The sequence below is a fragment of the Streptomyces sp. NPDC059371 genome (assembly GCF_042751995.1).
In the GTDB taxonomy this organism is placed as follows: domain Bacteria; phylum Actinomycetota; class Actinomycetes; order Streptomycetales; family Streptomycetaceae; genus Streptomyces.
Genome location: NZ_JBHYXD010000003.1, coordinates 203240 through 229465 on the forward strand (window position 1 = coordinate 203240; position 26226 = coordinate 229465).

Sequence of the window (26226 nt, forward strand, 5' to 3'; positions counted from 1 at the left end):
TCGACACACCCCCGGGGGGGCCCCGCCCGGCGCCCCCCCCCGGGGGGGCGGGGCGCGCGCGGGGGCCCACCGCGCCCGGGGCCCCCCCCCCGGGCCCCCGCGACCTGGACCGCCGGGTCCCCGCCCCGCGCAGCGACGACGAGATCGGCCGCCTCGCCGACACCATGAACGCCATGCTCGAACGGCTGGAGGCCGCGGGTACGCGGCAGCGCCGGTTCATCGCCGACGCCTCGCACGAACTGCGCAGCCCCCTCGCGGTACTGCGCACCCAGTTGGAGGTCGCCCTCACCCACCCCGATCCCGAAGTGCGTGACACCCTGGTGGCGGGCGCCCTCCAGGACACCGAGCGGCTCCAGGCACTCTCCGCCGACCTGCTGCTGCTCGCCCGCCTCGACGCCACCGGGCGGAGCCGGCCCACCGAACCCGTCGACCTCGTCGAACTCGCCCGCAGCACCGTGGCGGTTCGCTCCACCGACTCCCACCCCGTCATGCTCCACGCCCCGGACGACATCACCGTTCCCGGCAACGCCCTGTGGATCGGCCGACTCCTGACCAACCTTCTCGACAACGCCCAGCGCCACGCCCGGCACATTGTCACGGTGCGGCTGTCCGCCGACCCGGAGACCGGCGACGCCGTCCTGGACGTCACCAACGACGGCCCCCCGATCGCCCCCGCCGACCAGGAGAAGATCTTCGAACGGTTCGCCCGCCTCGACGACGCCCGCAGCCGTGACGACGGCGGCACCGGTCTCGGTCTGCCCATCGCTCTGGACATCGCCGCCCTTCACAGCGGCACGATCACCGTCCTCGACACCCCGGACGGCACCACTTTCCGTACCCGCCTGCCCACCAGCCGTCCCTCGCCGAGCCCCTCAGCATCGGATACGCACTGATCGCGGGCCTACCTCCGTCGAAAGAGCGGGACGTATCGTCGAGAGAGGCGAAGATACAAAACTATTCACTTGTTTCATCGGGGGACGTCAACACCCCGGACGGAACGAGGGACGGGGGCACCATGCAAGGCCTGTCGAAGGCATCCGGACCCGGTGACGCGGCTCGAACGCCGCCGCCCGAGCCGGTCCCGTTCGCACCGGGATCCGTCCTGTGGGACCTCGCGGGTGACGTACGGATGCTGTTCGCCCTGCCCGCCGCTCTGGTGCTCCAGGTCGCGCACCCGGCCGTCGGTGCCGGCGTCGACGACCACTCCGTCTTCCGCACCGACCCCTGGGGCCGTGCGCGGCGCTCGCTGCAGTCGCTCCAACTGTGGGTCTACGGCGGCGAGCAGGCCCTGGAGGAGGGACGCCGGCTGCGGCGCCTGCACCGGACGATCTCGGGCACGGACCGTCACGGCCGCGCCTATCACGCCCTGACCCCGGCCTACTACACCTGGGTCCACGCCACCGCCTACCCGGTCTTCATACGGGCGGCAGACTGTCTCTCCCGCCCCTTGGACGAGGACGAGCAGCGCCGCCTCTACGACGAGCTCCTCCGACTCGGTGACATTCTCGGCATCCACCGCCGTGACATGCCGCCCACACCGGAGGCGTACTGGCGCTACTTCGATTCGATGGTCCGCGACGAGTTGGAGGCGACGACCGTCGTACGGGAACTCCTCGACCCGCGCCGCCCCGTCGCGCTCCCGGACGGATCGCCCGCCCTGCTCCGCCGCCTCTGGCCCCTGCTCCGCCCACCGCTGGCGCGGTTGAACGTGTTCGTCACGACCGGCCTGCTGCCGCCCGCGGCACGGGAGCGGCTCGGCCTGAAGTGGAGCGCCAGGGACGAGCGCCGGCTGCGCCGCTTCGGGGCGGTCGTACGCAGGACCGTCCCGCTGCTCCCGGAGCGGCTCCGTTACCTCCCCCTCGCCTACGCCGCGCGCCGCTCGGCTGCCGGACTCCCTTCCCCTGCCGTGCACTTGGCCCCGAGGTGAGCCGTCGTCCGTGAGGGGCTCAAGTCGGGTCCCGTTCACGGGTGTTGCCCATGGTCTGATTCCATTCACATGCGTGATGCGTCTGTTGCTGGGGATGTACGGGAGGAGACACAAAGGCCCCGGCCGCACAGTGAGGTGCTGCAGAGATGGATCGCACATTCCACCCCCGTTCACGGAGAATCGTCCCGCTCGTCGCCCTGACCGCCGCGGCCTTATTGCTCGCCTCGGGGTGTTCCAGCAGCTCGGGCGGCAAGAAGGCCGAGGAGAGCGGGGACGGTGGCGCCGCGGGCAAGGCGGACACACCGCGGATGACCGTCGCCCTGGTCACCCACCAGGCAGCCGGCGACACGTTCTGGGACATCGTCCGCAAGGGCGCCGAGGCCGCGGCCGCCAAGGACAACATCCGGCTCGTCTACTCGAACAACCCGAACGCGGGCGACCAGGCCAACCTGGTGCAGAACGCGATCGACCAGAAGGTCGACGGCATCGCCATCACCCTGGCCAAGCCCGACGCCATGAAGGACGCGGTGGGCAAGGCGACTTCGGCCGGCATACCCGTCGTGGGTCTCAACTCCGGCCTCAGCGACTGGAAGAAGCTCGGCCTGATGGAGTTCTTCGGCCAGGACGAGACCGTCGCGGGTGAAGCGCTCGGCAAGAAGCTGAACGCCGAAGGGGCCAAGAAGGCCGTCTGTGTCATCCAGGAACAGGGCAACATCGGCCTCACCCAGCGGTGCGACGGAGTCAAGAAGACGTTCAGCGGCAGCACGGTGAACCTGTACGTCAACGGCACCGACATGCCGTCCGTGAAGTCGACGATCACCGCCAAGCTCAAGCAGGACCCCGCGATCGACTACGTCGTCGCGCTGGGTGCCCCGTACGCCCTGACCTCGGTGCAGTCGGTCAGTGACGCCGGCAGCAAGGCGAAGATCGCCACCTTCGACCTGAACAAGGAACTCACCGGCGCCATCGGCAAGGGCACCATCCAGTTCGCCGTCGACCAGCAGCCCTACCTTCAGGGCTACTTGGCGATCGACTCGCTGTGGCTCTACAAGAACAACGGCAATTACAGCGGCGGCGGCGAGCAGCCGGTGCTCACCGGTCCGGCGTTCGTGGACAAGAGCAACGTCGACACCGTCGCCAAGTTCGCCACGAAGGGCACTCGGTGATGAGCGCGGCCGGGCCGACGGCGACCGCGCCGCCGGCTCCCGGCCCCCGGACGAACGCCGGGCGGACGGCGCGACGCCCCCTGGCGCTGCGGCTGCTCGCCCGCCCCGAGGTCGGGGTGTTCCTCGGCGCCGCCGCCGTGTTCGTCTTCTTCCTGATCGCGGCGCCGTCGGTGCGCTCCGGCGGTTCGATGGCGACCGTGCTCTACCAGTCGTCGACGATCGGCCTCATGGCCCTGCCCGTGGCCCTGCTGATGATCGGCGGCGAGTTCGACCTGTCCGCCGGTGTCGCGGTGATCACCTCGGCGCTGACGGCGAGCATGCTCAGCTACCAGCTCACCATGAACGTGTGGGCGGGTGTCGTGGTGGCACTCGTCCTCTCGCTCGCGATCGGCGCGTTCAACGGCTGGATGATGGTCCGCACCGGGCTGCCGAGCTTTCTGGTGACACTCGGGACCTTTCTGATCCTGCAAGGCGTCAACCTCGCCGTCACCAAGCTGGTCACCGACAACGTCGCCACCGACGACATCAGCGACATGGACGGGTTCGGCCAAGCGAGAAGCGTCTTCGCCTCGTCGTTCGACGTCGGCGGCGTCCAGGTCAAGATCACTGTCGTGTGGTGGATCGTCTTCGCGGCGCTCGCCACCTGGGTGCTGCTGCGCACCAAGTACGGCAACTGGGTCTTCGCGGTCGGCGGCGACCAGGACAGCGCCCGCGCGGTCGGCGTACCGGTGACCTTCACCAAGATCACGCTGTTCATGGCGGTCGGCTTCGGCGCCTGGTTCGTCGGCATGCACCAGTTGTTCTCGTTCAACACGGTGCAGTCGGGCGAGGGTGTCGGCCAGGAACTCATCTACATCGCCGCGGCGGTGATCGGCGGCTGTCTGCTCACCGGCGGCTACGGCTCCGCGATCGGCCCCGTCTTCGGCGCCTTCATGTTCGGCATGGTGAACCAGGGCATCGTCTACGCAGGCTGGAACCCCGACTGGTTCAAGGCCTTCCTCGGCGTGATGCTGCTCGGCGCCACGCTCGTCAATCTGTGGGTCCGCCGCACGGCGACCCGGAGGTGAACCGACCCATGGCAGACAAAGGATCCGGACCCGCGGACGCCGTCCGCACGGGCACCTCTCCGGGCGACGGGGACGGCGACGCCGCGATCGTCGAGCTGCGCGGCGCGGGAAAGTCGTACGGCAACATCCGCGCCCTGCACGACGTCTCCCTCGCCGTCCATCCCGGCCGGGTGACCTGCGTCCTCGGCGACAACGGCGCCGGGAAATCCACCCTCATCAAAATCATCTCGGGGCTCCACCGGCACAGCGAGGGCGAGTTCCTCGTGGACGGTACGGCGGTGCGGTTCAGCACCCCCCGCGAGGCCCTCGCCCGCGGCATCGCCACCGTCTACCAGGACCTCGCGACAGTGCCGTTGATGCCGGTGTGGCGAAACTTCTTCCTCGGCTCCGAGATGACCAAGGGCCCCTGGCCCGTACGACGGCTCGACATCACCCGGATGAAGCGGACCGCCGACGAGGAACTGCGCAACATGGGCATCGTCGTCGACGACCTCGACCGGCCGATCGGAACGCTCTCCGGTGGGCAGCGCCAGTCCGTGGCCATCGCCCGCGCCGTGTACTTCGGCGCCCGCGTCCTCATCCTGGACGAACCGACCGCCGCTCTCGGCGTCAAACAGTCCGGTGTCGTCCTCAAGTACATAGCCGCGGCCCGCGACCGCGGCCTCGGCGTCATCTTCATCACCCACAACCCGCACCACGCGTACATGGTCGGCGACCACTTCAGCGTGTTGCGGCTCGGCACGCTCGAACTCAGCGCCGACCGCGGCGAGGTCGACCTGGAGGAGCTCACCGACCACATGGCGGGTGGCGCCGAACTGGCAGCTCTCAAGCACGAGTTGGCGCAGGTGCGCGGGGTCGACGTACAGCGGCTCCCGGAGGCGGACCGCCTCGGGGCGCCCGCACCGGACTCCCCCGAGGATTCCCCCTGACGCTCCCCGTCGGCCGGGCGCCCGATCTACCCGATGGACCCCGGCACAGAGGACGGGCCGGCGGCCGGTCGCACCCCGGCCGCCGGAGAGCGAGACCGGCCGCCAGGGAACGAGACCGGCCGCCCGGGACGCGACGGTCCGCCGGGCACGCGACGGCCTGCCGGAGGACGAACCCTCCGCCCAGCCGCTCCCACCGCTCGCACCGCTTGCACCGCGCCGCCAGGCATCTCCTCGATCGGAGCGGATGGACGGCCCGGCGGCCGGCGCCGAACTTCCCGGATGGCGTCGCCGCAGGACAGCACCCCTCACGGCCCGGATCGCACCCCCGGAGGGGCGACGGTCACGGTAATGGAGGAACGGTTACGCTGAGATCATGCCGTCCACACGTCGTACCGCGCGCCAGACCGACCTGCTCCAGCGGCTGGTCGCGTTGCTGGTGGCGGAGGGCTTCGCGGCGTTCACACTCGACGAGCTGACCGAGCGGCTGCACTGCTCGAAGACGACGCTGTACCAACTGGCTGGAAGCAAGCAGGAGTTGGTCCGGGAAGCGGTGAAGCACTACTTCCGGGAGGCCGCCCAGGCCGTCGAGAAGAGGGTGGCCGACACCTCCGCGCCCTCCGAGCGCGTGGTGGTCTACCTGGACGCGGTCGCCGAGCAGCTTCGGCCGCTCTCCCGGCAGTTCCTCGACGACATGGCCCAGTTCGAACCTGCCCGCGAGGTGTACGAGGCCAACACGCGCCTCGCGGCGGGGAGGATCCGGCAGTTGATCGCCGACGGCGTGGCCGCCGGGGCGTTCCGTGACGTCCACGCCGCGTTCGTGGGCGAGGTCGTGGCCGCGACCATGCAGGAGATCCAGCGCGGCGAGGTGGCCGCACGCACCGGGCTGAACGACGCCGAGGCCTACGCCGAGCTCGCCTCGCTCATCGTGCACGCCGTCTCCCCCTGACGCGGTCCCTCCCGAGCGCCGCCCACCCAGAGCGCCGCCCACCCCGGACACCGGCCCACTCCTGACACCGGCCACCCCTGACACCGGCGACCCCGACGCCCCCGTCGAGCCGCGTCGAGCCGCGTCGCGAGAGCCACCCACACCCCGAGGCGAATCCGTCGACGGTCCGCATGGCCTGGTGGTACCAAAAACGATACTGTTGTATCGCCTGGCGTATCAATATCGTCCGGCGAACCGCCACCACCGAGGACATGCCATGCCCGCGACCCGCACCCTCCCCACGTCGGAAGCCGTCGACCTGATCGCTCTGACCCGCGAGCTCGCCGAGAAGGAGCTCGCCCCGCGCGTCGCCGAGGCGGAGGCCGAGGGACGCTTCCCCCGCGAGGTCTTCCGCACGCTCGGACGGGCCGGGCTGCTCAGCCTGCCCTACCCCGAGGCGTTCGGCGGCGGCGAGCAGCCCTACGAGGTCTACCTCCAGGCCGTGGAGGAGATCGCCGCCGTGTGGGCGAGCGTGGCGGTGGGCGTCTCGGTGCACGCGCTGTCCTGCTTCGCCCTCGCCGAGTTCGGCACCGAGGACCAGAAGAAGGAGTGGCTCCCGGACATGCTCGGCGGCGAGCTGCTCGGCGCCTACTGTCTGTCCGAGGCCCACGCAGGTTCCGACCCCTCCGCGATGCGCACCCGGGCGGTCCGCGACGGCGACGACTACGTACTGAACGGTGCCAAGGCCTGGACCACGCACGGTGGGCACGCGGACTTCTACACGGTCATGGCCCGTACGTCCGACGAGGGCTCGCACGCCATCTCCTGCTTCCTCGTCCCGGCCGACACCCCCGGTGTGGTGGCCGATCCGCCGGAGCAGAAGATGGGCCTGACGGGGTCCGCCACCGCCACCGTGCGCCTGGAGAACGTGCGCGTCCCCGCGAACCGCCGGATCGGCGAGGAGGGCGCGGGACTCAGGATCGCGTTCGCCGGACTGAACTGCGGACGGCTCGGCATCGCGGCCGTGGCCACGGGCCTCGCCCAGGGTGCGCTCGACCACGCGCTGCGCTACTCGCGGGAGCGGGAGACGTTCGGCCGGCCCATCATCGAGCACCAGGGACTGGCCTTCGTCCTCGCCGACATGGCCGCGGCGGTGCAGGTCTCGCGGGCCACCACGCTCGCCGCCGCCCGGCTCAAGGACGAGGGGCTTCCGTTCCAGTCCGAGGCGTCGATCGCCAAGCTGATCTCCACCGACAACGCCATGAAGGTCACGACCGACGCGGTCCAGGTGCTGGGCGGCGCGGGCTACACCCGCGACTTCCCGGTGGAGCGCTACATGCGCGAGGCCAAGGTCATGCAGATCTTCGAGGGCACCAACCAGATCCAGCGCCTGATCATCGGCCGCGGCCTGAAGGAGAGCGACCGCGGCAGCCTCCGGGTGAGCCACGCCGGGAAGTAGCCGGAGCGGTACGGACCCGCCGGGCGGAACCGGCGGGCGGAACCGGCGGGCGGAACCGGCGGGCGGAACCGGTCAGTGCGGTCCCCGCACTCACCGGAAGAACGTCCGGGCACGTGATTATCGCCGCCCGAACACCGATACTTCCCAGTGTGAGCTCCACGCACCGCCGACCCGCCCGTCGGCCGGCCCAGCGGTTCTTCTCACCAGGAGGTTCCCATGAAGATGCTCATCAACGTGGCGGAGACGGTGGTGGCGGACGCGCTGCGGGGCATGGCGGCGGCCCATCCGGAGCTGACGGTGGACGTCGACAACCGCGTGATCGTACGGAGGGACGCCCCGGTCGCGGGAAGGGTCGGCCTCGTCTCCGGCGGCGGGTCCGGGCACGAGCCGCTGCACGGCGGATTCGTGGGCCCCGGGATGCTGTCGGCAGCATGTCCCGGTGAGGTCTTCACGTCCCCGGTGCCCGACCAGATGGTACGGGCCGCCGCCGCCGTGGACAGCGGCGCGGGCGTGCTGTTCATCGTGAAGAACTACACCGGCGACGTCCTCAACTTCGACATGGCGGCGGAGCTGGCCGAGGACGAGGGCATCCAGATCGCCAAAGTCCTCGTCAACGACGACGTGGCCGTCACCGACAGTCTGTACACGGCGGGCCGGCGCGGAACGGGCGCGACGCTGTTCGTCGAGAAGATCGCGGGGGCCGCCGCCGAGGAGGGCGCGCCGCTGGACGTGGTCGAGGCACTGGCCCGGCGGGTCAACGACAACTCCCGCAGCTTCGGCGTCGCGCTCAGCGCCTGCACGACTCCGGCCAAGGGCAGCCCGACCTTCGATCTGCCGGCCGGGGAGCTCGAACTCGGTGTCGGCATCCACGGCGAACCGGGCCGGGAGCGGCGCGCCATGATGACGGCGCGCGAGATCGCCGACTTCTCCGTGCACGCCATCCTGGACGACCTCGCGCCGCGCAATCCGGTGCTGCTCCTCGTCAACGGCATGGGCGCCACCCCCCTACTGGAGCTGTACGGCTTCAACGCGGAGGTCCAGCGGGTGCTGGCCGAGCGGGGCATCCCGGTGGCGCGCACCCTCGTCGGCAACTACGTCACCTCCCTCGACATGGCGGGCGCCTCGGTGACCCTGTGCGAGGTGGACGAGGATCTGCTGCGCCTGTGGGACGCGCCGGTGAAGACGCCGGGCCTGCGCTGGGGCGCGTGAACGCCGTCGACGTGCCCCGAACGGCACGCGGCCCACGGGCCCTTGAACGGCGGCCAGGTCAAGTTCCGTACCACGCAAGGAGATTCCGTGCTCGACGCCGATTTCTTCCGCCGTTGGATGACGGCGACCGCAGCCTCGGTGGACCGCGAGGCGGAGCGGCTCACCGACCTGGACTCGCCCATCGGTGACGCCGACCACGGCAGCAATCTGAAGCGCGGATTCGCCGCCGTGACCGCCACCCTGGAGAAGGAGGCCCCGGACACCCCCGGTGCCGTTCTCACGCTCGCCGGGAGGCAGTTGATCTCGACGGTCGGCGGCGCGTCCGGGCCGCTGTACGGCACGTTGCTGCGCCGGACCGGCAAAGCGCTGGGGGACGCCGCCGAGGTCACCGACGAACAGTTCGCGGACGCGCTGCGCACGGGCGTCGACGCGGTGATGGCGCTGGGCGGAGCCGCTCCCGGCGACAAGACCATGATCGACGCCCTGGTTCCCGCGGTCGACGCGCTCACCGAGTCGTTCGGCGCGGCCGGGTCCGCCGCCGAGGAGGGTGCCGTGGCGACGACGCCCCTGCAGGCCCGCAAGGGCCGGGCGAGCTATCTGGGCGAGCGCAGCATCGGGCACCAGGACCCCGGCGCCACCTCCTCGGCCCTGCTGATCGCCGCACTCGTGGAGGCGGCCGGTGAGTGACACCGAGGAACGACGCGTAGGAATAGTGCTGGTCTCGCACAGCGCCGCCGTCGCCGCGTCCGTGGCCGAACTGGCCATCGGCCTGGCCGGTGGCGGCGCGGTCGCTCCGGTCGCGCCGGCGGGCGGCACCCTGGACGGGGGGCTCGGCACCAGTGCGGACGTCATCGCCGCCGCCGCGGCCTCCGTGGACCGCGGCGCCGGGGTCGCCGTGCTCACCGACCTGGGCAGTGCCGTGCTCACCGTCAAGGCGTTGCTCGCCGAGGGCGACGAACTGCCGGACGGCACACGGCTGGTGGACGCTCCCTTCGTCGAGGGAGCGGTGGCCGCGGTCGTCACGGCCTCGGCGGGCGCCGACCTCACGGCGGTGGAGGCCGCGGCGGCGGAGGCGTACACCTACCGGAAGGTGTGAGGCCCGGGAAGCGCCAAAGCCCGTATCAGGTGATTCCGTTCGCCGCGAAGATCAGGGCCGAGCGGATGGTCGCCGCCAGTTCCGAGCGGGCCTTCGCGGGGTCGGGATCCGGCTCGTCGGTGCGCCACGCGTAGTGCTCGACGGCCGTGCGCAGCGCCGCGTTGAGCATGGCGGCCTGGATCTGCGAGCGCAGGTCGACGGCACCGAGACCGGCGCGGTCCGCGAGTGCGCGGGCGAAGACGGGCTCGGCCTCGTCGTGGGCCTGGAGCCAGACGGCACGCAGTCCCGGTTCGGTTCTGGTGAGCCTCAGCAGCGTACGGACCCTGGGCGGCTCGGGCCTGAGCATCGAGCCCTCGCCGCTCGTGGACGCCCGTTCCAGGGCGTCCTCCAGGGGAGCGCCCGCGGGCCAGGTCCGCAGCGCCGCGGCGATCGCGTCGATCCCGGCCGCGAACAGCGGGCTCACGCAGCTTTCCTTGCCGGGGAAGTAGCGCCACAGCGTCCGCGTGGACAGGCCGACGGCCTGGGCGATCTGGTCGCCGGTGGTGGCGGCGACGCCCTGGTCCACGAACAGTTCCACCGCGGCACGGGCGATCTCCAGCCGGATCTCGGCCTTGCGTTCGTCGGTGAGCGGCGGCCGCCCGGTACGGCCGTGACCTCGGGCGGGGTGTTCGCCGATCGCGCCGTCCGGCACTGGTGACTCCTCGGTTCTCGGTTCCGTCCGCGGATGCCGTCGCCGCCCGGGACTGAGGCTGCGGTGAGTCTAGCGATCTCCGCGTCCTTCCAGGATGCTCCCTCCCCAGACTTTCTGTCATTCAGCGACAATAAGTCGTAGTGTGGCGGCGCGGGATGTCACCCGCACTCGTGAGCAACCTCTGGAGAACGCCATGAGCACCACTGGACCGGACGGCCGCAGCGTCGTCGTCACCGGCGCCGGCTCGGGCATCGGTCGTGCCACCGCCCTCGCCTTCGCGGCTCAGGGCGCGCGGGTGGTCGTGGCCGATCTCAACGCCGAGGGCGCCGCTACGGTCGTCGCCGAGATAGAGGCGGCCGGCGGGAGCGCTGTGGCGGTGACGGGCGACCTCAGCGAGCAGGCGGTCGTCGACCGGGTGACCGCGACCGCGGTGGAGCGGTTCGGCGGGGTGGACGTACTGGTGAACAACGCCGGGATCATGGACCGTATGTCGGCGCTGGCCGAGGTCGGCGACGTGGAGTGGGAGCGGGTCATCCGGGTCAACCTCACGGCCCCGTTCCTGCTCACCCGGGCCGTGCTGCCGCACATGCTCGCCGCCGGCAAGGGGGTCGTGGTGAACACCGCCTCGGAGGCGGGCCTGCGCGGCAGTGCCGCCGGAGCCGCGTACACCGCCTCGAAGCACGGCGTCGTGGGGCTCACGAAGTCGCTCGCCGTGATGTACCGGGACAAGGGCATCCGCGCGAACGCCATCGCCCCGGGCGGCACCAGCACCGGCATCACCGTGGACATCGAGCCGGGCGCGCAGGGTCCGGCCGTCCTCGGCGCCTACATGGGCAATGTCGGCCGGCTCGCCGAGGCCGAGGAGCAGGCCGCGGCGATCGTGTTCCTCGCCTCGGACGCGGCGAGCAACATCAACGGCGTGATCCTGCCGGTCGACAACGGCTGGGCGGCCGTCTGACGGCGAAGCGGCCCTCAGCCGTCGCCCAGGAGTGCCCGGGCCAGCCTCTCCCCCGTCGCCACCGCCGCGGCGTGGTCCTCGATGGGTGACACCCGGGCGTTCTTGAACACGAGGTAGGTGACCCCGGAGGGCGTGCCGCCGCCGCGGGGATCGGGGCGGATTCCGAGCCCGGCGGCCGTCGCGTACGAGGCCTCGCCGATGATGTTCTGCGGGCCGGTGTCACCGACGACGGCGTACTGGACGCGGTCCCGGTAGATGACGGCGGCGACCGAGCCGGGCCCGATGCCGTGGTCCCGGAAGTTCCAGATGTCGCTCCGCGCCGGTACGACGATGTAGGGCAGGGTCTCGGCACTCAGATATCGGCCGTCGGACTGCGTGAAGGCCGTGGACTCGGAGAAGAGCGGGTCGGTGCGGCTGTTGCACAGGGGGCCCGCCCTGCCGTCGCAGTCGATGTCCATGTCGGCCGTCCAGAAGACCGCGCCCGGGATGCCGCAGACCGGGATGTCGGCACGGGTGCCGTCGTCGCTGCGGTATCGCCCGTGCGAGACGGGATTGCAGCCGCCGAGTTTCGCCAGCAGGTCGGCGGCCTCGACGGAGCCCTCCCGCGCGGGTGCGGCGGGGCTTCCGGGGCGGCCCGTGCCGGAGGTCGTGGACAGCACCACCGGGGCCGAGGCGAGCAGGGCGGCTGCGGCGGCCGCGGCCAGCGTCAGCGACTGGACACGCACGATGGGAGACCCTCTCCTGGGGGACATGGACGCTCATTCGGCCAAATCTGGTGGGCCTTCGACAGCGCGTCCACCGGGAGGGGGCCGGACGGTGCACGGCCGAGTCCGCGGGCTCCGCACGGCCGAGGGCCCGAGCCGAACCCGGCTCCGGCCGCTCGGCCGCACGCTCCGGCGCGGGATCAGCGACGACAGCGTTCCGCGCCGTGGGCAGGAACTCCCCTGACAGTGGGGCGAGTTCACACCGCGTCGAGGATCAGCATACGTACCTCCGCGACGGTCCGGCCGACGGCGTCCGCCCTCTTGATGTGGCCGCGTCACCCGTGTCTTATAGGTACAGACCAATCCCGTCGAGGGAGGGCAGACCCGTGCGACGCGTTCCCCCCACCGTCCCGCGCGCCCTGGTGTGCGGAGCCCTGCTCGCGCTCACCTCCTGCGGCTGGGGCGCCCCCGCGTCCGGCCAGGGCGAACGGGTGCCCGCCGCGGCGACGGGCGTGACCGCCGCCGCGGGCAGTTCGACCAGCGTCCACGTCATGTGGAACCTGACCACCGAGGACCCGAGGATCACCCGCTACGAGGTGTATCGCGGCACCATCAAGGTCAAGGAAGTACCGGGTTCTGAGCACATGGTGGACATCACGCGGCTCGAACCGTCCACCTCGTACGTCTTCAGGGTCCGGGCCCGGAACGCGGACGGGGTCCCGGGGCCGCTCAGCCGGCCCGTGCGGGCCACCACCCCCGCGGCGGGCGCGGCCGACCGCACCGCGCCCACCCGCCCCGGCAGCCCGAAGGGGAGGGCCGTCGGCGGCCGGGCGGTCCAGCTCTCCTGGACGGCGTCGTCCGACGCGCGGGGCGTGGCCTCGTACGACATCTACCAGGGCACGTCGAAGATCCACAGTGTCGGGGGCGCGCAGACGGCCGCCGTCGTCACCGGGCTGCGGCCGGACACGGACTACGTGTTCACCGTGCGGGCCCGCGACGCCGCGGACAACGTCTCGGGGCCGAGCGGCTCCGTCGGGATCACCACCGCGCCGGGGCCGGCGGACGACCGGAGCACGGCGCCGGCCGGCTTCCGGGCGACGACCCACCGGCGCGACGGGGCGTACTACATCGACCTGGCGTGGACCGCGCCCGAGGTCGACGGGGTGATCACGGAGTACCGGATCCAGCTCGACGGACGTGCCGTGACCTCGCTCGTCTGGGGCGGCAGCCCGCCCAGCGGCACCTGCACCCACAGCTTCTACATCGGCCGGGACGCGGACGTGACACACCGGGTACGGCTCCGGGCGAAGCTGCCCGACGGCACATGGGGCGCGCTGTCCCCTGAGCGCTCCGTGACGACGGGACGCTGACCACCGCCGCCCCCGCACCGGCGCCGCGCAGTCCGCCGGACGATGGAATCCGTCACCTGCCCGGTCCCCGTCCGCATGCGGGCCCCGGCCAGGGCGCATTGGCTCGCACTGAGGCAGCACGGGCCTTTCCAATCCTCGGCGGCGCATGGGATGTACCGCCAACCGTGCCGCTGGAGGGCAGTTCCTATGCGTACCACTCAGAGACTTCTCCGCTCCGGCCTGACCGTGGCCGCCACCGCTGCGCTTCCGCTCACCCTGGCCGCCCCGGCGGCCGTCGCCTGGGGTTCCGGGATCTCCGTGAGCACCAGTGGCACCTCGGTCTCGGTCACCACCAGCGCCTGCCCGAGCAACGGGAGCAGCTTCGGCAACGCCTCGCTGCTCTCCAGCGGGCAGAGCAACTTCGCCCAAGGCCGCCAGATGCCGCTCACCGGGACGAGCGGCAACCAGTCGGCGGCCTGGACGGGCGTGAGCCCCGGGACGTTCACGGTCATCGTCGTCTGCCAGGACGGAACGACGGCGGGCACCCAGGCGATCGTCGTCGCCGCCAGCGCGCCACCCGCGACCCCCACGATCTCGACGACGGTCTCGCCGTCGCCGTCGGCGTCGGCGTCGCGTGGCGTCATGGGCGGGCTGGGGGGAGCCGTGAAGGACTACGGCACGGCCACGGTCGTCGGCGGCGGGGTCCTGGTCGTGGCCGGCACGGTGGCGGCGGGCTGGTTCCTGCGCCGCCGTTCCAAGCCGCACCGGCTCTGATCCGGGGTCCGTCGCGACGGGCGGCCGTTCCGCCGACTCCGGTCACGGACGGCCGCCTCGTGCCGGGTCCGGCCGTGCCGGGCGGCGCTCAGTCGCTCGCGCGCATGCTCTCGAACTCGGCCAGGGCGTGGGTCAGCCACTGGGTCCAGAAGGTCTCCAGGTCGATGCCGGCGCGCAGGACGAGGTGGCGCAGCCGGTCCTCGGGCGTGCTCTTCCCCGGCGGGAAGTCCCGGTCCTGGATCTCCTCGTACTCGGCCAACTGGATCCGGTGCAGGGCGAGATGCCGGCGCAGATCGGCCTCCACGCCCTCGACGCCCTCAGTGCCGACGACGGCCGCGGCCCGCAGGCGGAGCAGCATCGTGTCGCGCAGCGGCTTCGGATCCTGCGAGGCGGCGGTCCACCGCGCCAGTTCGGCGCGGCCGGCGGGCAGCACCTCGTAGCTCTTCTTCTGGCCCCGGCTGTGCTGCTCGGGAGGCAGGGCCTTGATGTATCCCTCGGCCTCCAGTTTTCCCAGCTCGCGATAGATCTGCTGGTGCGTCGCCGACCAGAAGTAGCCGATCGACTTGTCGAACCGCCGGGTCAGTTCGAGGCCGGACGAGGGCTTCTCGAGCAGGGCGGTGAGGATCGCGTGCGGGAGTGACATGAGGTCATCCTAGGGAGCGCCGCGGGCACCGCCCGATGACCGGCCGCGCTCCCCCGGACAGCGACAGACACTCGCCCCGGCGGAACTCGGTGAGTCCGCCGGGGCGAGCCGCGTCACGCGTCCCCGGGCGCCCGCCGGGTGGTGCGCGGTGGCCGTCCGGGGTGGCGGGTCAGCGGGTGAAGGTCACCCGCTGCTCCTTGAAGGCGCCGCAGTTGGAGCCGGACACCTGGGTGTACACGTTCTTGATCTGGCCGCCCCAGTCCACGCAGTGGCCCTTGCCGTACACGTACGTCGGTCCCGCGTACGACGTGTACCGGCCGTAGTCGTCGTCGCCCAGGCCCGTGTCGGAGACGTAGACCCACGCGGCCATGTCCACGGCGGTGCCCGGGCTGTTGCGGATGGTCGTGACGCAGTTCTTGCCGTTCGAGGAGTTGTACGTGAGGTAGACGGTGCCCAGGGAGCCGATGGGCGCCGAGTTCACGGTCTTGTAGGCGCTGCCACAGACCTTCTGCGGCGTGGTGTTGGCCGCGGCCGAGGCGGGCGCCGCCAGAGCGGCGGTGGCTCCCACCAGCACCGCCGCGAAGGTGCCGGCCATCAGGGCGGAACGGTTGAATCCCATTATTTCCCCCTTGCGGATCTTTGGAGGCGTTTGCTCCTGCCTGATGTGACCCACGACACCCCGAAACGGTTGTGCCTCGCCGCAGAAGTTGTCTTTAGAGCGCCGCCGCCAGTTCCGTGCCCTGCTTGATGGCGCGCTTGGCGTCCAGTTCGGCGGCCAGGTCGGCGCCGCCGATGAGGTGGACGCCGCGGCCCGTGGCGCGCAGCGCCTCGTACAGGTCGCGGCGCGGCTCCTGTCCGGTGCACAGCACGATCGTGTCGACCTCCAGGACCTGGCTGTGGCCGTCGACGGTGACGTGCAGGCCGGCGTCGTCGATCCGGTCGTACTGGACGCCCGGAACCATGGTGACGCCCCGGTGCTTGAGCTCGGTGCGGTGGATCCAGCCGGTGGTCTTGCCGAGTCCGGCGCCGACCTTGGACGCCTTGCGCTGAAGGAGGTGCACCGTGCGCGGCGGGGCGGGCCGTTCGGGGGCGCCGAGACCGCCGGGGGTCCGGTAGTCCATGTCGACGCCCCAGCTCCGGAAGTACGTCGCCGGGTCCTCGCTCGCCTTGTCGCCGCTGTCGGTGAGGAACTCGGCGACGTCGAAGCCGATGCCGCCGGCGCCGAGGATGGCGACACGGTCGCCGACGGTGGCTCCGTCGCGCAGGACGTCGAGGTAGCCGACGACGCTCGGGTGGTCGACGCCCGGGATCTCCGGGGTGCGCGGGCTGACGCCCGTGGCGACGACGACCTCGTCGTACGTCTCCAGGTTCTCCACGGTGGCGGGTGTGTTCAACCGGACGTCCACGCCGTGGAGTTCGAGCTGGGTGCGGAAGTAGCGGATCGTCTCGTCGAACTCCTGCTTGCCGGGAACCCGGCGGGCGACGTTCAGTTGACCGCCGATGTCGTCCGCGGCGTCGAACAGTGTGACGTCGTGGCCGCGTTCGGCCGCGCTGACGGCGCACGCGAGTCCGGCGGGACCCGCGCCGACGACGGCGACGGTCTTGCGCAGCCGGGTCGGCGCGAGGACGAGCTCCGTCTCGTGGCAGGCGCGCGGGTTGACCAGGCAGGAGGTGATCTTGCCGCTGAAGGTGTGGTCCAGGCAGGCCTGGTTGCACCCGATGCAGGTGTTGATGGCCTCCGGGCGTCCGGCCTCGGCCTTGGCGACGAAGTCGGGGTCGGCGAGCATCGGCCGGGCGAGGGAGACCATGTCGGCGTGGCCGTCGGCGAGCAACTGCTCGGCGATCTCAGGGGTGTTGATGCGGTTGGTGGTCACCAGCGGGATCGAGACGGAGCCCATGACCTTCTTGGTCACCCAGGCGTACGCGCCACGCGGCACCGAGGTCGCGATGGTGGGGATGCGGGCCTCGTGCCAGCCGATGCCGGTGTTGATGATCGTCGCTCCGGCGGCCTCGACGGCGCGCGCGAGCGTGATGACCTCGTCGAGCGAGGAGCCGCCGGGCACCAGGTCGAGCATCGACAGACGGTAGATGATGATGAAGTCGTCACCGACGGCCTCGCGGACGCGGCGGACGATCTCGACGGGGAAGCGCATCCGGTTCTCGTACGAGCCGCCCCAGCGGTCGTCGCGCCGGTTGGCCTGGAGGGCGATGAACTCGTTGATGAGGTAGCCCTCGGAGCCCATGATCTCGACGCCGTCGTAGCCGGCCTGCCGGGCGAGCCGGGCGGCGCGGGCGTAGTCGTCGATGGTCTGCTCGATGTCGGCGTCGCTGAGCTCGTGCGGTACGAAGGGGCTGATCGGGGCCTGCAGCGCGCTGGGGGCGACCAGGTCCTGGTGGTAGGCGTACCGGCCGAAGTGCAGGATCTGCATCGCGATCTTCCCGCCCTCGCGGTGCACCGCGGCGGTGATCTCGGCGTGCTGCGCGGCCTCGGCCTCGGTGGTCAGCTTGGCGCCGCCCTCGTAGGGCCGGCCGGCGTCGTTGGGAGCGATGCCGCCGGTGACGATCAGGCCCACGCCGCCTCGCGCGCGGGTGGCGTAGAACTCCGCCATGCGCTCGAAGCCGCGTTCGGCCTCCTCCAGGCCCACGTGCATGGAGCCCATGAGCACGCGGTTGGGCAGCGTGGTGAAGCCCAGGTCGAGCGGGTTCAGCAGATGCGGGTAACGGCTCATCGGGCCCCTCCGTGGGCGGTGTCGTACGTCTGTTGTAGACGACGGGCCGCGCCTTATGCAACTAGTTGCACAATGAGGAGGATCACTCGTCCGACGGCCGCGGGCGGAGGGCGACGCCGGCAAGGGACCCCGCGGGGGCACAGGACCCGCGGGGCAAGCGACCCGCGGGCGCCGGCCGGTGGAACACTCGCCTCGAAGCCGGAGGCCCCGTCAGCCGCGGGCCGCCTCGCGGTTCAGCCGAGGGCCACTCGGGCCACGAGGGCGGCGACCGCCTCGGGCTGGTCGACCATCACCACATGGCCCGCGTCGGCAACCGGGACCATCGTCACATTGGGGCTGGCCTCCAGCCCGGCCCGCTCCTCGTCCTTCAGGCCGATCTCGTCACGGTCGCCGCGTACGACCCAGGCTGGCACACCCGAGTCACGGAGCCGGGCGACCAGGGTCCCGTACCGGTCCAGGTGGTCGAAGTAGCGGCGGATCATGAGCCGGCAGAACGCCGGGTCGTTCTTGGCCAGGTCGGCACCCAGCGCCTCGCGGCGGTCCGGGGGCACCATCTGTCCCACGACCCGCGGTGTCGCCTTGACGAGGCCGAACCAGGTCAGCGCCCCGAGGCCGGGCACCCGCCCGAGGCCGTTGGCGATCGCGAGCGCCTTGTCCTCGTCGGACGCCGAGAACGTCGGGGAGAGCAGGACGACGGGTCCGGCGAAGTGCCCGCCGGCCGCCATCTCCAGGGCGACGTTGGCGCCCAGGCTGTGGCCGACCACCACGCCACAGCCCCGCTCCGCGGCCAGGGCGCCCGCCATCGCCGCGTAGTTCTCCATGGAGAGATCGCGCGGCGGCGTGGTGCCCGCGTGGCCCGGGAGGGTCGCGGCCACCAGCCGGACCGGCGCGGAGGCGAGCGACGGTGCGGCCATCAGGTCGTCGTAGAACACGGTGCCGCACATCCCGCCGGGCAGCAGCAGGACCCGGGCGTCCGCGTCGGCGGGCCCCGACTCCTTGATGTCCCACGCGTCGAACTTCTCGGGGGTGCTGGTCATGTCCGGGCCTTCCGCTGGCACCTGTGGTCAGCCAGAGTGTGGCGCGCGGAGCGGAAGGAACGGCTGATCAGGGGCCGAACGCGGCATGTCGCCCGCGCCCGGCCCGCCCGGCCCGCCCGGCCCGCCGGGTCAGGCAGGTCAGGCAGGTCAGGCAGGTCAGGCAGGTCAGGCAGGTCAGGCAGGTCAGGCAGGTCAGGCAGGTCAGGGTTTCACGCCGATCACCACGTTGGCGTTCCACTCGTCCGAGACGGCCAGCCGTGCGATCAGTCCGGCGCGGGCGAAGGCCTCGACGGCCGTGGGCGCCTGCCGCTCGCTCGTCTCGACGAGGAGGCAGCCGCCGCGGGCCAGCCATCGCGGCGCCTCGGCGGCGACCCGGCGCGCGAGGTCGAGTCCGTCCGCGCCGCCGTCGAGGGCGACCAGGGGTTCGTGGTCGCGGGCCTCCGACGGCAGCAGGCCGACCTCGTCGGTCGGGACGTACGGCACATTGGCGGCCAGGACGTCGACCCGGCCGCGCAGCGTGGCGGGCAGCGCCGCGAAGAGGTCCCCCTCGTGGACCTGGCCCGCGAACGGCGCGACGTTGCGGCGGGCGCAGCGCACCGCCGCCGGGTCGATGTCGGCGGCGTGCAGTTCGGGACCGCCGAGAGAGGCGGCCAGCGCGGCGCCGACGGCGCCCGAACCGCAGCACAGGTCCACCACGAGGGACGCGCCGCGCGCGAGCGCGACTGCCTGCTCGACCAGGAATTCCGTACGGCGCCGCGGTACGAAGACACCGGGGTCGAGGCTGATCCGCAGACCGTGGAACTCGGCCCAGCCGAGGACGTGTTCGAGCGGCAGTCCCGCGACGCGCCGGTCCGCCATCGCGGCGGCCTCGTCCGGCGTGCGGGCGGCGGAGCGGATCAGTTCCGCCTCGTCCTCGGCGAAGACACAGCCGGCGGAGCGGAGCGCGGCGACCATGGGGTCTGCCGCGTCATGAGCATCAGGTGAGAGAGGGGGCATGAAGCCGAGGGCCTTTCGACGAACCGAAGGGCGCTCCCACGGCCACCGTCAGACGGCGACCGGACTGCCTGGAGAGGAGAGCACCCGACCTGACACAGCGGTAATGGGTCTCACCTCCTCGACGGCTCGACGGCCGAGTCGTCCTCGGCCGGGACGGCCACCCTACAGGAACGATCAGTGCACCGGCGCGGGCAGGCGTCCGTCACGCACCGACCGCTCGCCACCGGATTCACTCGGGTCGACATGCGCGACTCTCGCACCTCCTGTCCCAAGTTGTACTATGCAACCAGGGCAGGTCAGGGAGGTCCCGTCATGGCGTCCGAAGGGTCCGGCGAGCACTCCGTCACCACGGGGACACCGGCCGACGACGTGCCGGCCGACGCCGCTGTGGAGATCATCCAGCGGGAGATGACCGTCTTCGCCCGGCGGGCCCGTGCCTCGGCGGGACGCATGCATCCCGAGCTGTCGCTGGTCTCGTACACCCTCCTCGGACATCTGGAGGAGGTCGGCGGCTGCCGGGCCACGGACCTCGCCGCGCACTACGCGCTGGACAAGTCCACGGTCAGCCGTCAGGTGGCGGCGCTGGAGCGGGCCGGGCTGGTCGAGCGGCGCATGGACCCCGACGACCACCGCGTCCAGTTGCTGTACCTGACCGCCGCGGGCACGGAGATCCTCTCCCAGGTGACCCACAGCCGCCGGTCGGCGTTCCGCGAACGGCTGGCGGGCTGGCCCGACGAGGACCTCGCCCGCTTCGCCGCGTATCTGCTGCGCTACAACGCCACGGCCACCGCCCGCGACACCGCCTCGATCCGGCCGACGACGGACTGACCCGGCACGTTCGGCGGTGTCACACGCTCGGCTGTGTCACCCGCTCGGCGGTGTCATCCCACGCCCGCGGTCCGGTCGTCACCCAGGTGCTCGGGCACCCGCGCGGCCATGAAGCGGACGTTGCGGCGCAGCCGGAATCCCAGCGACTCGTAGAGCCGGATGGCGCCGGTGTTGCTCGCGGCGGTGTGCAGAAACGGGGTCTCACCGCGCTCCCGGATGCCGTGGGCGACGGCCAGGATCAGCCGAGTGGCCAGGCCCTCGCCGCGATGGCCGGGATCCGTGCAGACCGCACTGATCTCGGTCCAGCCCGGCGGGTGGAGCCGCTCGCCGGCCATGGCGACCAGGGCGCCGTTCCGGCGGATCCCGAGATACGTGCCGAGCTCGACCGTGCGCTGTTCGAAGGGACCCGGCTGGGTCCGTTCCACCAGGTCCAGCATGTCCGGCACGTCGGCGGGGCCGAGCCGCACGGCCTCGGCGTCGGGCGCCGCGTCCAGTCCGTCGTCCACGAGCTGGACTCCGTCGAGGCTGAAGATCACCTCCCAGCCGTCCGGGGTCCGCCCGTCGAAACCGGCCAGCGGAACCTCGCCCCCGGGTCCCACCAGAGCCGCCAGGTCCGCCCAGTCGGCCGTCCCGGGATCGTCGGGAAGCGCCAGCCACGGAGACACGTCCACGGGGTAGCGCAGCACCCGTCCGCGCCGTTCGGCGAAGTGCGCGTGGGGCCCGGTGAGGGAGCCGAGCGCCGGGTTGTCGAGAGGGTGACGGCCGGAGGGGGTCCCCTGCGTCTCCGGGCCCTCGAACCGTGTGGAGACGTACGCCTCGGTCATCTGCTCCCTCACTCTCCTTCGCGTTGGTCACCGGTCACCATGACACCGCTCACCGTCTGTGCGTGTACGGGCCACCGGAGTCCGCTCCAGGGGCAAGGAAGATCCGGGCGCGGCTATTCCCGGGCCGCGGGAGAGTTCATACGCACGCAATGAACGGCGCCGGAACCGGCTCGGAGCACGATCCACGTGCGCGTACCGTTGAATGGTCAAGCAGCGATGCGCGCCGGGACACCGACCCGCGCCCGTACCACCCGTCACCCTCGATCCGCCGGCCGCCGTCGCCGGTGACCACGCTCGATCCGCGGGCCGTCGTCCCCCGCGGTCCTGGAGGCACCCCCGTATGAACGTCACGCGAGGCTTCACCGGCCGTCCGCGCGTCCACAACGCCGGACTGCCGCCGGGCCAGTACGACGCCGGCGACGACTGGCCCGTCCTGTCCGCCGAGGTGACCCCGGACCTGGCGCCCGCCGACTGGACCCTGCGGATCGACGGCCTGGTGGCCGAACCGCGGACCTGGGACTGGGAACAGGCACACGCTCTGCCCGCCTCGTCGTACGAGGGCGACATCCACTGCGTGACGAGCTGGTCGAAGTTCGGGGTGCGGTTCGGGGGTGTGTCGCTGGACACGTTCCTGGAGGCCGTACGACCCGACCCGTCCGCCACTCACGCGGTCGCGTACGCGCACACCGGGTACACCGCGAACCTGCCGCTGGCCGACCTCACCGGCGGTCGCGCGTGGATCGTGTGGGAGTACGACGGGCGCCCGCTGCCGGCCGAGCACGGCGGCCCGGCGCGACTGATCGTGCCCCATCTGTACTTCTGGAAGAGCGCCAAGTGGATCGCGGGCATCCGGATCCTCGATCGCGACGAGCCGGGTTTCTGGGAACAGAACGGCTACCACGCCCGCGGCAACCCCTGGGAAGAGCAGCGTTACTCCGGTGACTGAGACCACGACCTTCGTACCCCCTACACGGTTCGCCGTGCCCGGACGCATCGCGGTGGACACGCAGACGGCCACCACCTGGCAGACCGCCACGCTCACCGAGATCCGGCCCGAGACCCCGCAGGCCGCGACCTTCCGGTTCGCCGTTCCCGCGTGGGCGGGACATCTGCCCGGCCAGCATCTGATGCTGCGGCTCACCGCCGGGGACGGATATGTGGCGCAGCGCCACTACTCCATCGCGTCCTCACCCGACGACACCGGCCACATCGAACTGACCCTGGACCACGTCGACGGCGGTGAGGTCTCCGGCTGGTTCCACACCGTGGCCCGGCCCGGCGACTCCGTCGAGGTCCGCGGTCCGAACAGCGGCTTCTTCGCCTGGCCCGGGGACCGGCCCGCGCTGCTCGTCGGAGCGGGTTCCGGTGTCGTACCGCTGATGTCGATGCTGCGGCACCACCGGGCGCGGTCCCTCGACGTACCGCTGCGCCTTCTGGTGTCCGCGCGCAGCCCCGAAGAGCTCATCTACGCGCGGGAGTACGGCAATGAGACCACCCCCGTGTTCACTCGCGCGGCCCCGGCCGGTGTGCCCGTCGGACGTATGACCGCCGCACATGTGGCGCCGCTCCTGGCCGAACAGCCGCCCGGTGGGTGGGAGGCCTATGTCTGCGGTTCCAACGGATTCGCGGAGCACGCCTCACGTCTACTGGTCGAGGCAGGGCAGCCGGTGGACCGGATTCGGATCGAGCGGTTCGGCTGAGTCGTGGGTGAGTGCCGGCGGGTGCCGGTAGATGGCGACGGGTGCGGGATCATCCGTGCGGCACCACGACGACCGGGCACGTCACCCGCCGGATGACGGTCCGTGCCGCGCGGCCCAGGCGCTCGCCCGCCCGGCGGCCGATGATCAGCAGGCCGGAGCCGGTGGACGCCCGCAGCAGATGGTCCTCGGGGCGACCGTGGACGACCTCTTCCGAGACCGGGGTGTCCGGGAACTTGTCGCGCCAGGGCCGGAGCGCGTGGCTCAGGGCGTGTCGTCGGCCGGTCTCCCGGTCGCGCGCGTCGCCGATCGACGTCACGGTGGCCGACGGCTCGGCCGGGGTGCGGTCGTCGTCCGGGGGCGAGGTCCAGGAGTGCACCACGACAAGCGGTGCCGAGCGGACGGCGGCGGTCTCGAAGGCGTGGCCGATCAGTTGGTCGGCGGGCTGCCGCAGATCGAGGCCGAGGACCACGGGACGGTAGGGCACGGTGCCAGGGAGCGCGTCCCCGGAGGTGAACGCCCGCTCGTCCTCGGGGAGTTCACCCGCCCGGACGAGCACGACGGGGCGCTCCGCGGCGGCCGCGACGGCCAGGGCCACGGAGCCGGCCAGGAAGCCGGCCGGCGCTGGGCCGCCGGTGTGACCGCGGGAGCCGACGACCAGCGCCTCCGACTCGGCGGCCGCCGCGAGCAGCGCAGGGACCGCGGGTGCCTCGGTGTGGCGCGCGATGATCTTCAACGCCGGGTGCGCGTACGAGAGTTGGATCGCCGCCCGGTCGAGTGCCGACCTGGCGCAACCGGCGGGTACGTCGACGTCCGGAACACGGGCGACGACAGGCCGCGGTGTGCCCGCGTGCACCAGGCGCAGCGGGAGGAGACGGCGTTCGGCCTCGCGGGCCGCCCAGTCGGCGGCGTCCAGACTGGCGCGTGAGCCGTCGATTCCTGCGGTGATGGTGGTGCCGGTGCTCATGACCGATGCCTTTCGGGGTGGGGGCGGAGGGTGCCGGAACGCCGTTCGCGCGAGGCGTCACCGTGGATCCGGGCCGGCGGGTGCATCCGGCCGGGGGCGGGGCGGTCGGGTGTGCGCCCGGGTGTCGCGGGCGGGGACGGCCGGTGTCTCGTCATCGGGGCTCCTGTTCGCCGACGTGGTGGTGCGCGGGTTCCACGGAGGGCGGGGATCAGTCGTACGCCGAGGCCGACCGCGCGGGCCCGGCGTCGGATCGCCGACGGCACGGGAGTGCTGTCGAGGCGCTGTCGGGCGATGTACGCCGGGTGCGGTGAACCGGACGTGACCGGTGGGCTGTTCGACGTCGGGGCCGCTGGGCGCCGGTCGCCCGAGCACGGACAGGGTCCGGCTCGGCGCGAGGCAGCGAGGAGGAGACATGCGAACCCGGGTGCGCGGCCGGCGATGGCGCCGCAATCCGCTGCGACGCCGCTCCGACGTCGTCGTGGCGTGGTGGGCGCCGGCCGTGGTTGTTCTGCTGTTCGTCGGCGCGCCGCTCGTGGGAGCGGGGGCGGCGTGGTGGACGTACACGGACGGAACCGGAGAGTGGACCCGACGCACGGCGTGAGGGACGCGCCGACGCCCGTGGTCTCCCCCGGTTCCCGGTGAGGGCGCCCCCGGAGTCTCCGCCGTTCCCGGCGCGGCCGTAGCGGGCCTCCAGGGGCGGACGTACGGTGTGATCATCCGCGCCCGTGTGCCGAAAGGTGGTCCCCGATGGCCCTGTTCGACCTCCCGCTCGACGAACTCCGCGGCTACCGCAGCGCGTCCGCCGAGCCCGAGGACTTCGACTCCTTCTGGGCCAAGACCCTCCAGGAAGCCCGCGAGCACGATCTCGCCCCCCGCTTCGAGCCCGTCGGGATCCCGCTGAAGACCGTCACGGTCCACGACGTCACGTTCGCCGGGTTCGGCGGGCATCCGATCAAGGGCTGGCTGACCGTGCCGGCCCGGGCGAACTCCCCGCTGCCCGCGGTCGTCGAGTTCATCGGGTACGGCGGCGGACGCGGACTCCCGCACACGCATCTGCTGTGGGCGTCGGCGGGCTTCGCGCACTTCGTGATGGACACCCGCGGCCAGGGGAGCGGGTGGGCCGGCGGTGCGACCCCGGACCCGGTGGGCAGCGGGCCCGCCTTCCCGGGGTTCATGACGCGGGGGATCGAGGACCCGGAGACCTACTACTACCGGCGGCTGTTCACGGACGCGGTGCGCGCGGTGGAGGCGGCCCGCTCGCATCCGCTGGTGGACGCGGCGCGCGTCGCGGCGCTCGGCGGGAGCCAGGGCGGTGGCATGACCCTCGCGGTCGGCGGTCTCGTGCCCGACCTGGCGGCGATCGCCCCCGACGTGCCGTTCCTGTGCGACTTCCCGCGCGCCACGGTCCTCACGGACCGTGCCCCGTACCGGGAGATCGGCAACTACCTCAAGACCCACCGCGGCCGCACGGAACAGGTGCGGCGCACGCTCTCGTACTTCGACGGGGTGCACTTCGCGGCGCGCGGCCGGGCACCCGCCCTGTTCTCGGCGGCCCTGGAGGACCAGACCTGCCCGCCGTCGACGGTCTTCGCGGCCTTCAACGCCTGGGCGAACGACGAGAAGGAGATCGAGGTGTACGACTTCAACGACCATGAGGGCGGCGGCCCTTACCAGCAGGCCGCGCAGTTGCGCTGGCTTCCCGCGCGCGTCTGAGGCCGGCGATGGACACGGCCACCGCGGCACGACGCTTCGTGCGAGTGTGGGAGCGGGCCTGGGCGGCGCACGACATCGAGGCGATCCTGGAGCTGTACGCGGACCACTGCGTCCACCGGTCCATGCCGTTCCGGGAGCCCCACCACGGCCGGGACGAGCTCGCCGCGTACCTCCGCTGGTCCTTCGAGTCCGAGCACACGAGCGACGTCCGCTTCTCGGACCCGTTGGTCGGCCAGGACGGACGGGCGGTCGCCGAGTTCCGCGTCCTCGCGCTGGAGGAAGGCCGCCCCACGACGCTAGCGGGCTGTGTCTTCGTCCGTTTCGACGCCGCGGGACTCGCGGTGGAGACCCGGGACTACTGGCACAGCACCCAAGGCTCCGTACCCGCTCTTCCGTGGCGGGCGACCTAGGTCGTGTCCGCAAAGTCGCGTCGTCCGCCCGGAGGGCGGGCCCGGCGGCGTCTGGTGCGTGCTCTCGGCGTGCCGGCCCCAGGCCTGCGTACTGGATGTACTCGGGTCTGGGGCCGGTGCGGCGAGAG

At 72.0% G+C, this 26226-nt stretch carries 28 protein-coding genes; 19 read left to right on the forward strand and 9 right to left on the reverse strand.

From position 1 onward, the window contains the following. Nucleotides 1-104: 104 nt before the first annotated feature. The 10 genes from ACFXGX_RS03405 (at nucleotide 105) to ACFXGX_RS03450 (ending at nucleotide 9778) form a co-directional block, all read left to right on the forward strand. Complete coding sequence (locus ACFXGX_RS03405; protein ID WP_384784223.1) at nucleotides 105-893, forward strand: sensor histidine kinase; 789 nt, start codon at nucleotides 105-107, stop codon at nucleotides 891-893. A 122-nt stretch (nucleotides 894-1015) separates the two neighbouring features. After that, a complete protein-coding gene (locus ACFXGX_RS03410) occupies nucleotides 1016-1927 on the forward strand; it encodes an oxygenase MpaB family protein (RefSeq protein ID WP_384784168.1) in 912 nt (303 codons plus the stop codon). Nucleotides 1928-2073: 146 nt separating this feature from the next. Next, a complete protein-coding gene (locus tag ACFXGX_RS03415; protein WP_384784170.1) occupies nucleotides 2074-3093 on the forward strand; it encodes a sugar ABC transporter substrate-binding protein in 1020 nt (339 codons plus the stop codon). After that, nucleotides 3093-4160: an ABC transporter permease gene (locus ACFXGX_RS03420; RefSeq protein WP_384784172.1), complete on the forward strand. Its 1068-nt coding sequence runs from the start codon at nucleotides 3093-3095 to the stop codon at nucleotides 4158-4160. The genes ACFXGX_RS03415 and ACFXGX_RS03420 overlap by 1 nt, the downstream gene beginning before the upstream one ends. 8 nt (nucleotides 4161-4168) lie before the next feature. Beyond that, complete coding sequence (locus tag ACFXGX_RS03425) at nucleotides 4169-5089, forward strand: ATP-binding cassette domain-containing protein (RefSeq protein ID WP_384784174.1); 921 nt, start codon at nucleotides 4169-4171, stop codon at nucleotides 5087-5089. Between the two features lie 373 nt (nucleotides 5090-5462). Continuing rightward, a complete protein-coding gene (locus ACFXGX_RS03430) occupies nucleotides 5463-6035 on the forward strand; it encodes a TetR/AcrR family transcriptional regulator (RefSeq protein ID WP_382786326.1) in 573 nt (190 codons plus the stop codon). A 256-nt stretch (nucleotides 6036-6291) separates the two neighbouring features. Further along, entirely contained in the window at nucleotides 6292-7473 is a 1182-nt protein-coding gene (locus ACFXGX_RS03435; protein ID WP_384784176.1) for an acyl-CoA dehydrogenase family protein, read from the forward strand. A 216-nt stretch (nucleotides 7474-7689) separates the two neighbouring features. Next, nucleotides 7690-8682: a dihydroxyacetone kinase subunit DhaK gene (gene dhaK / locus ACFXGX_RS03440; protein ID WP_384784178.1), complete on the forward strand. Its 993-nt coding sequence runs from the start codon at nucleotides 7690-7692 to the stop codon at nucleotides 8680-8682. Nucleotides 8683-8769: 87 nt separating this feature from the next. After that, on the forward strand, nucleotides 8770-9369 hold the full coding sequence (dhaL, locus tag ACFXGX_RS03445) for a dihydroxyacetone kinase subunit DhaL (RefSeq protein WP_384784180.1): 600 nt from the start codon (nucleotides 8770-8772) through the stop codon (nucleotides 9367-9369). Then, the gene (locus tag ACFXGX_RS03450) at nucleotides 9362-9778 is read left to right on the forward strand and encodes a PTS fructose transporter subunit IIA (protein WP_384784182.1); all 417 of its coding nucleotides are present in this window, start codon (nucleotides 9362-9364) and stop codon (nucleotides 9776-9778) included. The genes dhaL and ACFXGX_RS03450 overlap by 8 nt, the downstream gene beginning before the upstream one ends. Before the next feature lie 25 nt (nucleotides 9779-9803). Here ACFXGX_RS03450 and ACFXGX_RS03455 read toward each other — a convergent pair whose 3' ends face one another. Beyond that, the gene (locus ACFXGX_RS03455; RefSeq protein ID WP_384784183.1) at nucleotides 9804-10469 is read right to left on the reverse strand and encodes a TetR/AcrR family transcriptional regulator; all 666 of its coding nucleotides are present in this window, start codon (nucleotides 10467-10469) and stop codon (nucleotides 9804-9806) included. Between the two features lie 193 nt (nucleotides 10470-10662). Between ACFXGX_RS03455 and ACFXGX_RS03460 the strand changes: the two genes are divergently transcribed. Beyond that, nucleotides 10663-11427, forward strand: a complete 765-nt coding sequence (locus tag ACFXGX_RS03460) for an SDR family NAD(P)-dependent oxidoreductase (RefSeq protein ID WP_384784185.1) — start codon at nucleotides 10663-10665, stop codon at nucleotides 11425-11427. Between the two features lie 14 nt (nucleotides 11428-11441). Here the strand turns inward: ACFXGX_RS03460 and ACFXGX_RS03465 are convergent, their stop codons facing one another. Beyond that, nucleotides 11442-12152 carry a glycoside hydrolase family 75 protein gene (locus tag ACFXGX_RS03465; protein ID WP_384784187.1) on the reverse strand — a complete coding sequence of 237 codons (711 nt, stop codon included), beginning with the start codon at nucleotides 12150-12152 and terminating at the stop codon, nucleotides 11442-11444. 365 nt (nucleotides 12153-12517) lie between these two features. Here ACFXGX_RS03465 and ACFXGX_RS03470 point away from each other — a divergent pair, with 365 nt between their 5' ends. Together ACFXGX_RS03470 and ACFXGX_RS03475 are read left to right on the forward strand one after the other, a co-directional pair. Then, nucleotides 12518-13501: a fibronectin type III domain-containing protein gene (locus ACFXGX_RS03470; RefSeq protein WP_384784189.1), complete on the forward strand. Its 984-nt coding sequence runs from the start codon at nucleotides 12518-12520 to the stop codon at nucleotides 13499-13501. Nucleotides 13502-13687: 186 nt separating this feature from the next. Continuing rightward, nucleotides 13688-14254, forward strand: a complete 567-nt coding sequence (locus tag ACFXGX_RS03475) for a hypothetical protein (RefSeq protein ID WP_384784191.1) — start codon at nucleotides 13688-13690, stop codon at nucleotides 14252-14254. An 88-nt stretch (nucleotides 14255-14342) separates the two neighbouring features. Here the strand turns inward: ACFXGX_RS03475 and ACFXGX_RS03480 are convergent, their stop codons facing one another. The 5 genes from ACFXGX_RS03480 to ACFXGX_RS03500 form a co-directional block, all read right to left on the reverse strand. Continuing rightward, nucleotides 14343-14897, reverse strand: a complete 555-nt coding sequence (locus ACFXGX_RS03480) for a PadR family transcriptional regulator (RefSeq protein WP_384784193.1) — start codon at nucleotides 14895-14897, stop codon at nucleotides 14343-14345. A gap of 169 nt (nucleotides 14898-15066) precedes the next feature. After that, the gene (locus tag ACFXGX_RS03485; protein ID WP_384784195.1) at nucleotides 15067-15516 is read right to left on the reverse strand and encodes a spore-associated protein; all 450 of its coding nucleotides are present in this window, start codon (nucleotides 15514-15516) and stop codon (nucleotides 15067-15069) included. Between the two features lie 94 nt (nucleotides 15517-15610). Beyond that, entirely contained in the window at nucleotides 15611-17626 is a 2016-nt protein-coding gene (locus ACFXGX_RS03490; RefSeq protein WP_384784197.1) for an FAD-dependent oxidoreductase, read from the reverse strand. A gap of 233 nt (nucleotides 17627-17859) precedes the next feature. Next, on the reverse strand, nucleotides 17860-18663 hold the full coding sequence (locus ACFXGX_RS03495) for an alpha/beta fold hydrolase (RefSeq protein ID WP_384784199.1): 804 nt from the start codon (nucleotides 18661-18663) through the stop codon (nucleotides 17860-17862). A 201-nt stretch (nucleotides 18664-18864) separates the two neighbouring features. Then, nucleotides 18865-19659: a putative protein N(5)-glutamine methyltransferase gene (locus tag ACFXGX_RS03500; RefSeq protein ID WP_384784201.1), complete on the reverse strand. Its 795-nt coding sequence runs from the start codon at nucleotides 19657-19659 to the stop codon at nucleotides 18865-18867. 408 nt (nucleotides 19660-20067) lie between these two features. Here ACFXGX_RS03500 and ACFXGX_RS03505 point away from each other — a divergent pair, with 408 nt between their 5' ends. Continuing rightward, complete coding sequence (locus tag ACFXGX_RS03505; protein WP_384784226.1) at nucleotides 20068-20487, forward strand: MarR family winged helix-turn-helix transcriptional regulator; 420 nt, start codon at nucleotides 20068-20070, stop codon at nucleotides 20485-20487. Nucleotides 20488-20540: 53 nt separating this feature from the next. Here ACFXGX_RS03505 and ACFXGX_RS03510 read toward each other — a convergent pair whose 3' ends face one another. Next, nucleotides 20541-21311 carry a GNAT family N-acetyltransferase gene (locus ACFXGX_RS03510; protein WP_384784203.1) on the reverse strand — a complete coding sequence of 257 codons (771 nt, stop codon included), beginning with the start codon at nucleotides 21309-21311 and terminating at the stop codon, nucleotides 20541-20543. Nucleotides 21312-21651: 340 nt separating this feature from the next. On the opposite strand from ACFXGX_RS03510, the gene ACFXGX_RS03515 reads away from it, so the two are divergent. Together ACFXGX_RS03515 and ACFXGX_RS03520 are read left to right on the forward strand one after the other, a co-directional pair. Next, nucleotides 21652-22257, forward strand: a complete 606-nt coding sequence (locus ACFXGX_RS03515) for a sulfite oxidase-like oxidoreductase (RefSeq protein WP_384784204.1) — start codon at nucleotides 21652-21654, stop codon at nucleotides 22255-22257. Further along, nucleotides 22250-23011, forward strand: coding sequence for a ferredoxin reductase (locus ACFXGX_RS03520; RefSeq protein WP_384784206.1), 762 nt, complete (start codon nucleotides 22250-22252; stop codon nucleotides 23009-23011). Before ACFXGX_RS03515 ends, ACFXGX_RS03520 begins: the two co-directional genes overlap by 8 nt. Nucleotides 23012-23060: 49 nt before the next feature. On the opposite strand, the gene ACFXGX_RS03525 is transcribed toward ACFXGX_RS03520, so the two are convergent. Continuing rightward, nucleotides 23061-23975 carry a universal stress protein gene (locus tag ACFXGX_RS03525; protein WP_384784208.1) on the reverse strand — a complete coding sequence of 305 codons (915 nt, stop codon included), beginning with the start codon at nucleotides 23973-23975 and terminating at the stop codon, nucleotides 23061-23063. A gap of 412 nt (nucleotides 23976-24387) precedes the next feature. Between ACFXGX_RS03525 and ACFXGX_RS03530 the strand changes: the two genes are divergently transcribed. The 3 genes from ACFXGX_RS03530 to ACFXGX_RS03540 all read left to right on the forward strand — a co-directional run bounded on the left by ACFXGX_RS03530 (nucleotide 24388) and on the right by ACFXGX_RS03540 (nucleotide 26098). Continuing rightward, nucleotides 24388-24576, forward strand: a complete 189-nt coding sequence (locus ACFXGX_RS03530) for a hypothetical protein (protein WP_384784228.1) — start codon at nucleotides 24388-24390, stop codon at nucleotides 24574-24576. Between the two features lie 146 nt (nucleotides 24577-24722). Continuing rightward, the gene (locus ACFXGX_RS03535) at nucleotides 24723-25688 is read left to right on the forward strand and encodes an acetylxylan esterase (protein ID WP_384784210.1); all 966 of its coding nucleotides are present in this window, start codon (nucleotides 24723-24725) and stop codon (nucleotides 25686-25688) included. Between the two features lie 8 nt (nucleotides 25689-25696). Beyond that, on the forward strand, nucleotides 25697-26098 hold the full coding sequence (locus tag ACFXGX_RS03540; protein WP_384784212.1) for a nuclear transport factor 2 family protein: 402 nt from the start codon (nucleotides 25697-25699) through the stop codon (nucleotides 26096-26098). Nucleotides 26099-26226: the final 128 nt, after the last annotated feature.

What these genes read in the sequence shown, in the direction of transcription:
- ACFXGX_RS03410 (WP_384784168.1), top strand. Translation starts at nt 1,016, where the DNA reads ATGCAAGGCCTGTCGAAGGCATCCGGACCCGGTGACGCGGCTCGAACG.
- ACFXGX_RS03415 (WP_384784170.1), top strand. Translation starts at nt 2,074, where the DNA reads ATGGATCGCACATTCCACCCCCGTTCACGGAGAATCGTCCCGCTCGTC.
- ACFXGX_RS03420 (WP_384784172.1), top strand. Translation starts at nt 3,093, where the DNA reads ATGAGCGCGGCCGGGCCGACGGCGACCGCGCCGCCGGCTCCCGGCCCC.
- ACFXGX_RS03425 (WP_384784174.1), top strand. Translation starts at nt 4,169, where the DNA reads ATGGCAGACAAAGGATCCGGACCCGCGGACGCCGTCCGCACGGGCACC.
- ACFXGX_RS03430 (WP_382786326.1), top strand. Translation starts at nt 5,463, where the DNA reads ATGCCGTCCACACGTCGTACCGCGCGCCAGACCGACCTGCTCCAGCGG.
- ACFXGX_RS03435 (WP_384784176.1), top strand. Translation starts at nt 6,292, where the DNA reads ATGCCCGCGACCCGCACCCTCCCCACGTCGGAAGCCGTCGACCTGATC.
- dhaK (WP_384784178.1), top strand. Translation starts at nt 7,690, where the DNA reads ATGAAGATGCTCATCAACGTGGCGGAGACGGTGGTGGCGGACGCGCTG.
- ACFXGX_RS03460 (WP_384784185.1), top strand. Translation starts at nt 10,663, where the DNA reads ATGAGCACCACTGGACCGGACGGCCGCAGCGTCGTCGTCACCGGCGCC.
- ACFXGX_RS03475 (WP_384784191.1), top strand. Translation starts at nt 13,688, where the DNA reads ATGCGTACCACTCAGAGACTTCTCCGCTCCGGCCTGACCGTGGCCGCC.
- ACFXGX_RS03480 (WP_384784193.1), bottom strand. Translation starts at nt 14,897, where the DNA reads ATGTCACTCCCGCACGCGATCCTCACCGCCCTGCTCGAGAAGCCCTCG.
- ACFXGX_RS03485 (WP_384784195.1), bottom strand. Translation starts at nt 15,516, where the DNA reads ATGGGATTCAACCGTTCCGCCCTGATGGCCGGCACCTTCGCGGCGGTG.
- ACFXGX_RS03490 (WP_384784197.1), bottom strand. Translation starts at nt 17,626, where the DNA reads ATGAGCCGTTACCCGCATCTGCTGAACCCGCTCGACCTGGGCTTCACC.
- ACFXGX_RS03495 (WP_384784199.1), bottom strand. Translation starts at nt 18,663, where the DNA reads ATGACCAGCACCCCCGAGAAGTTCGACGCGTGGGACATCAAGGAGTCG.
- ACFXGX_RS03500 (WP_384784201.1), bottom strand. Translation starts at nt 19,659, where the DNA reads ATGCCCCCTCTCTCACCTGATGCTCATGACGCGGCAGACCCCATGGTC.
- ACFXGX_RS03505 (WP_384784226.1), top strand. Translation starts at nt 20,068, where the DNA reads ATGACCGTCTTCGCCCGGCGGGCCCGTGCCTCGGCGGGACGCATGCAT.
- ACFXGX_RS03510 (WP_384784203.1), bottom strand. Translation starts at nt 21,311, where the DNA reads ATGACCGAGGCGTACGTCTCCACACGGTTCGAGGGCCCGGAGACGCAG.
- ACFXGX_RS03515 (WP_384784204.1), top strand. Translation starts at nt 21,652, where the DNA reads ATGAACGTCACGCGAGGCTTCACCGGCCGTCCGCGCGTCCACAACGCC.
- ACFXGX_RS03525 (WP_384784208.1), bottom strand. Translation starts at nt 23,975, where the DNA reads ATGAGCACCGGCACCACCATCACCGCAGGAATCGACGGCTCACGCGCC.
- ACFXGX_RS03530 (WP_384784228.1), top strand. Translation starts at nt 24,388, where the DNA reads ATGCGAACCCGGGTGCGCGGCCGGCGATGGCGCCGCAATCCGCTGCGA.
- ACFXGX_RS03535 (WP_384784210.1), top strand. Translation starts at nt 24,723, where the DNA reads ATGGCCCTGTTCGACCTCCCGCTCGACGAACTCCGCGGCTACCGCAGC.
- ACFXGX_RS03540 (WP_384784212.1), top strand. Translation starts at nt 25,697, where the DNA reads ATGGACACGGCCACCGCGGCACGACGCTTCGTGCGAGTGTGGGAGCGG.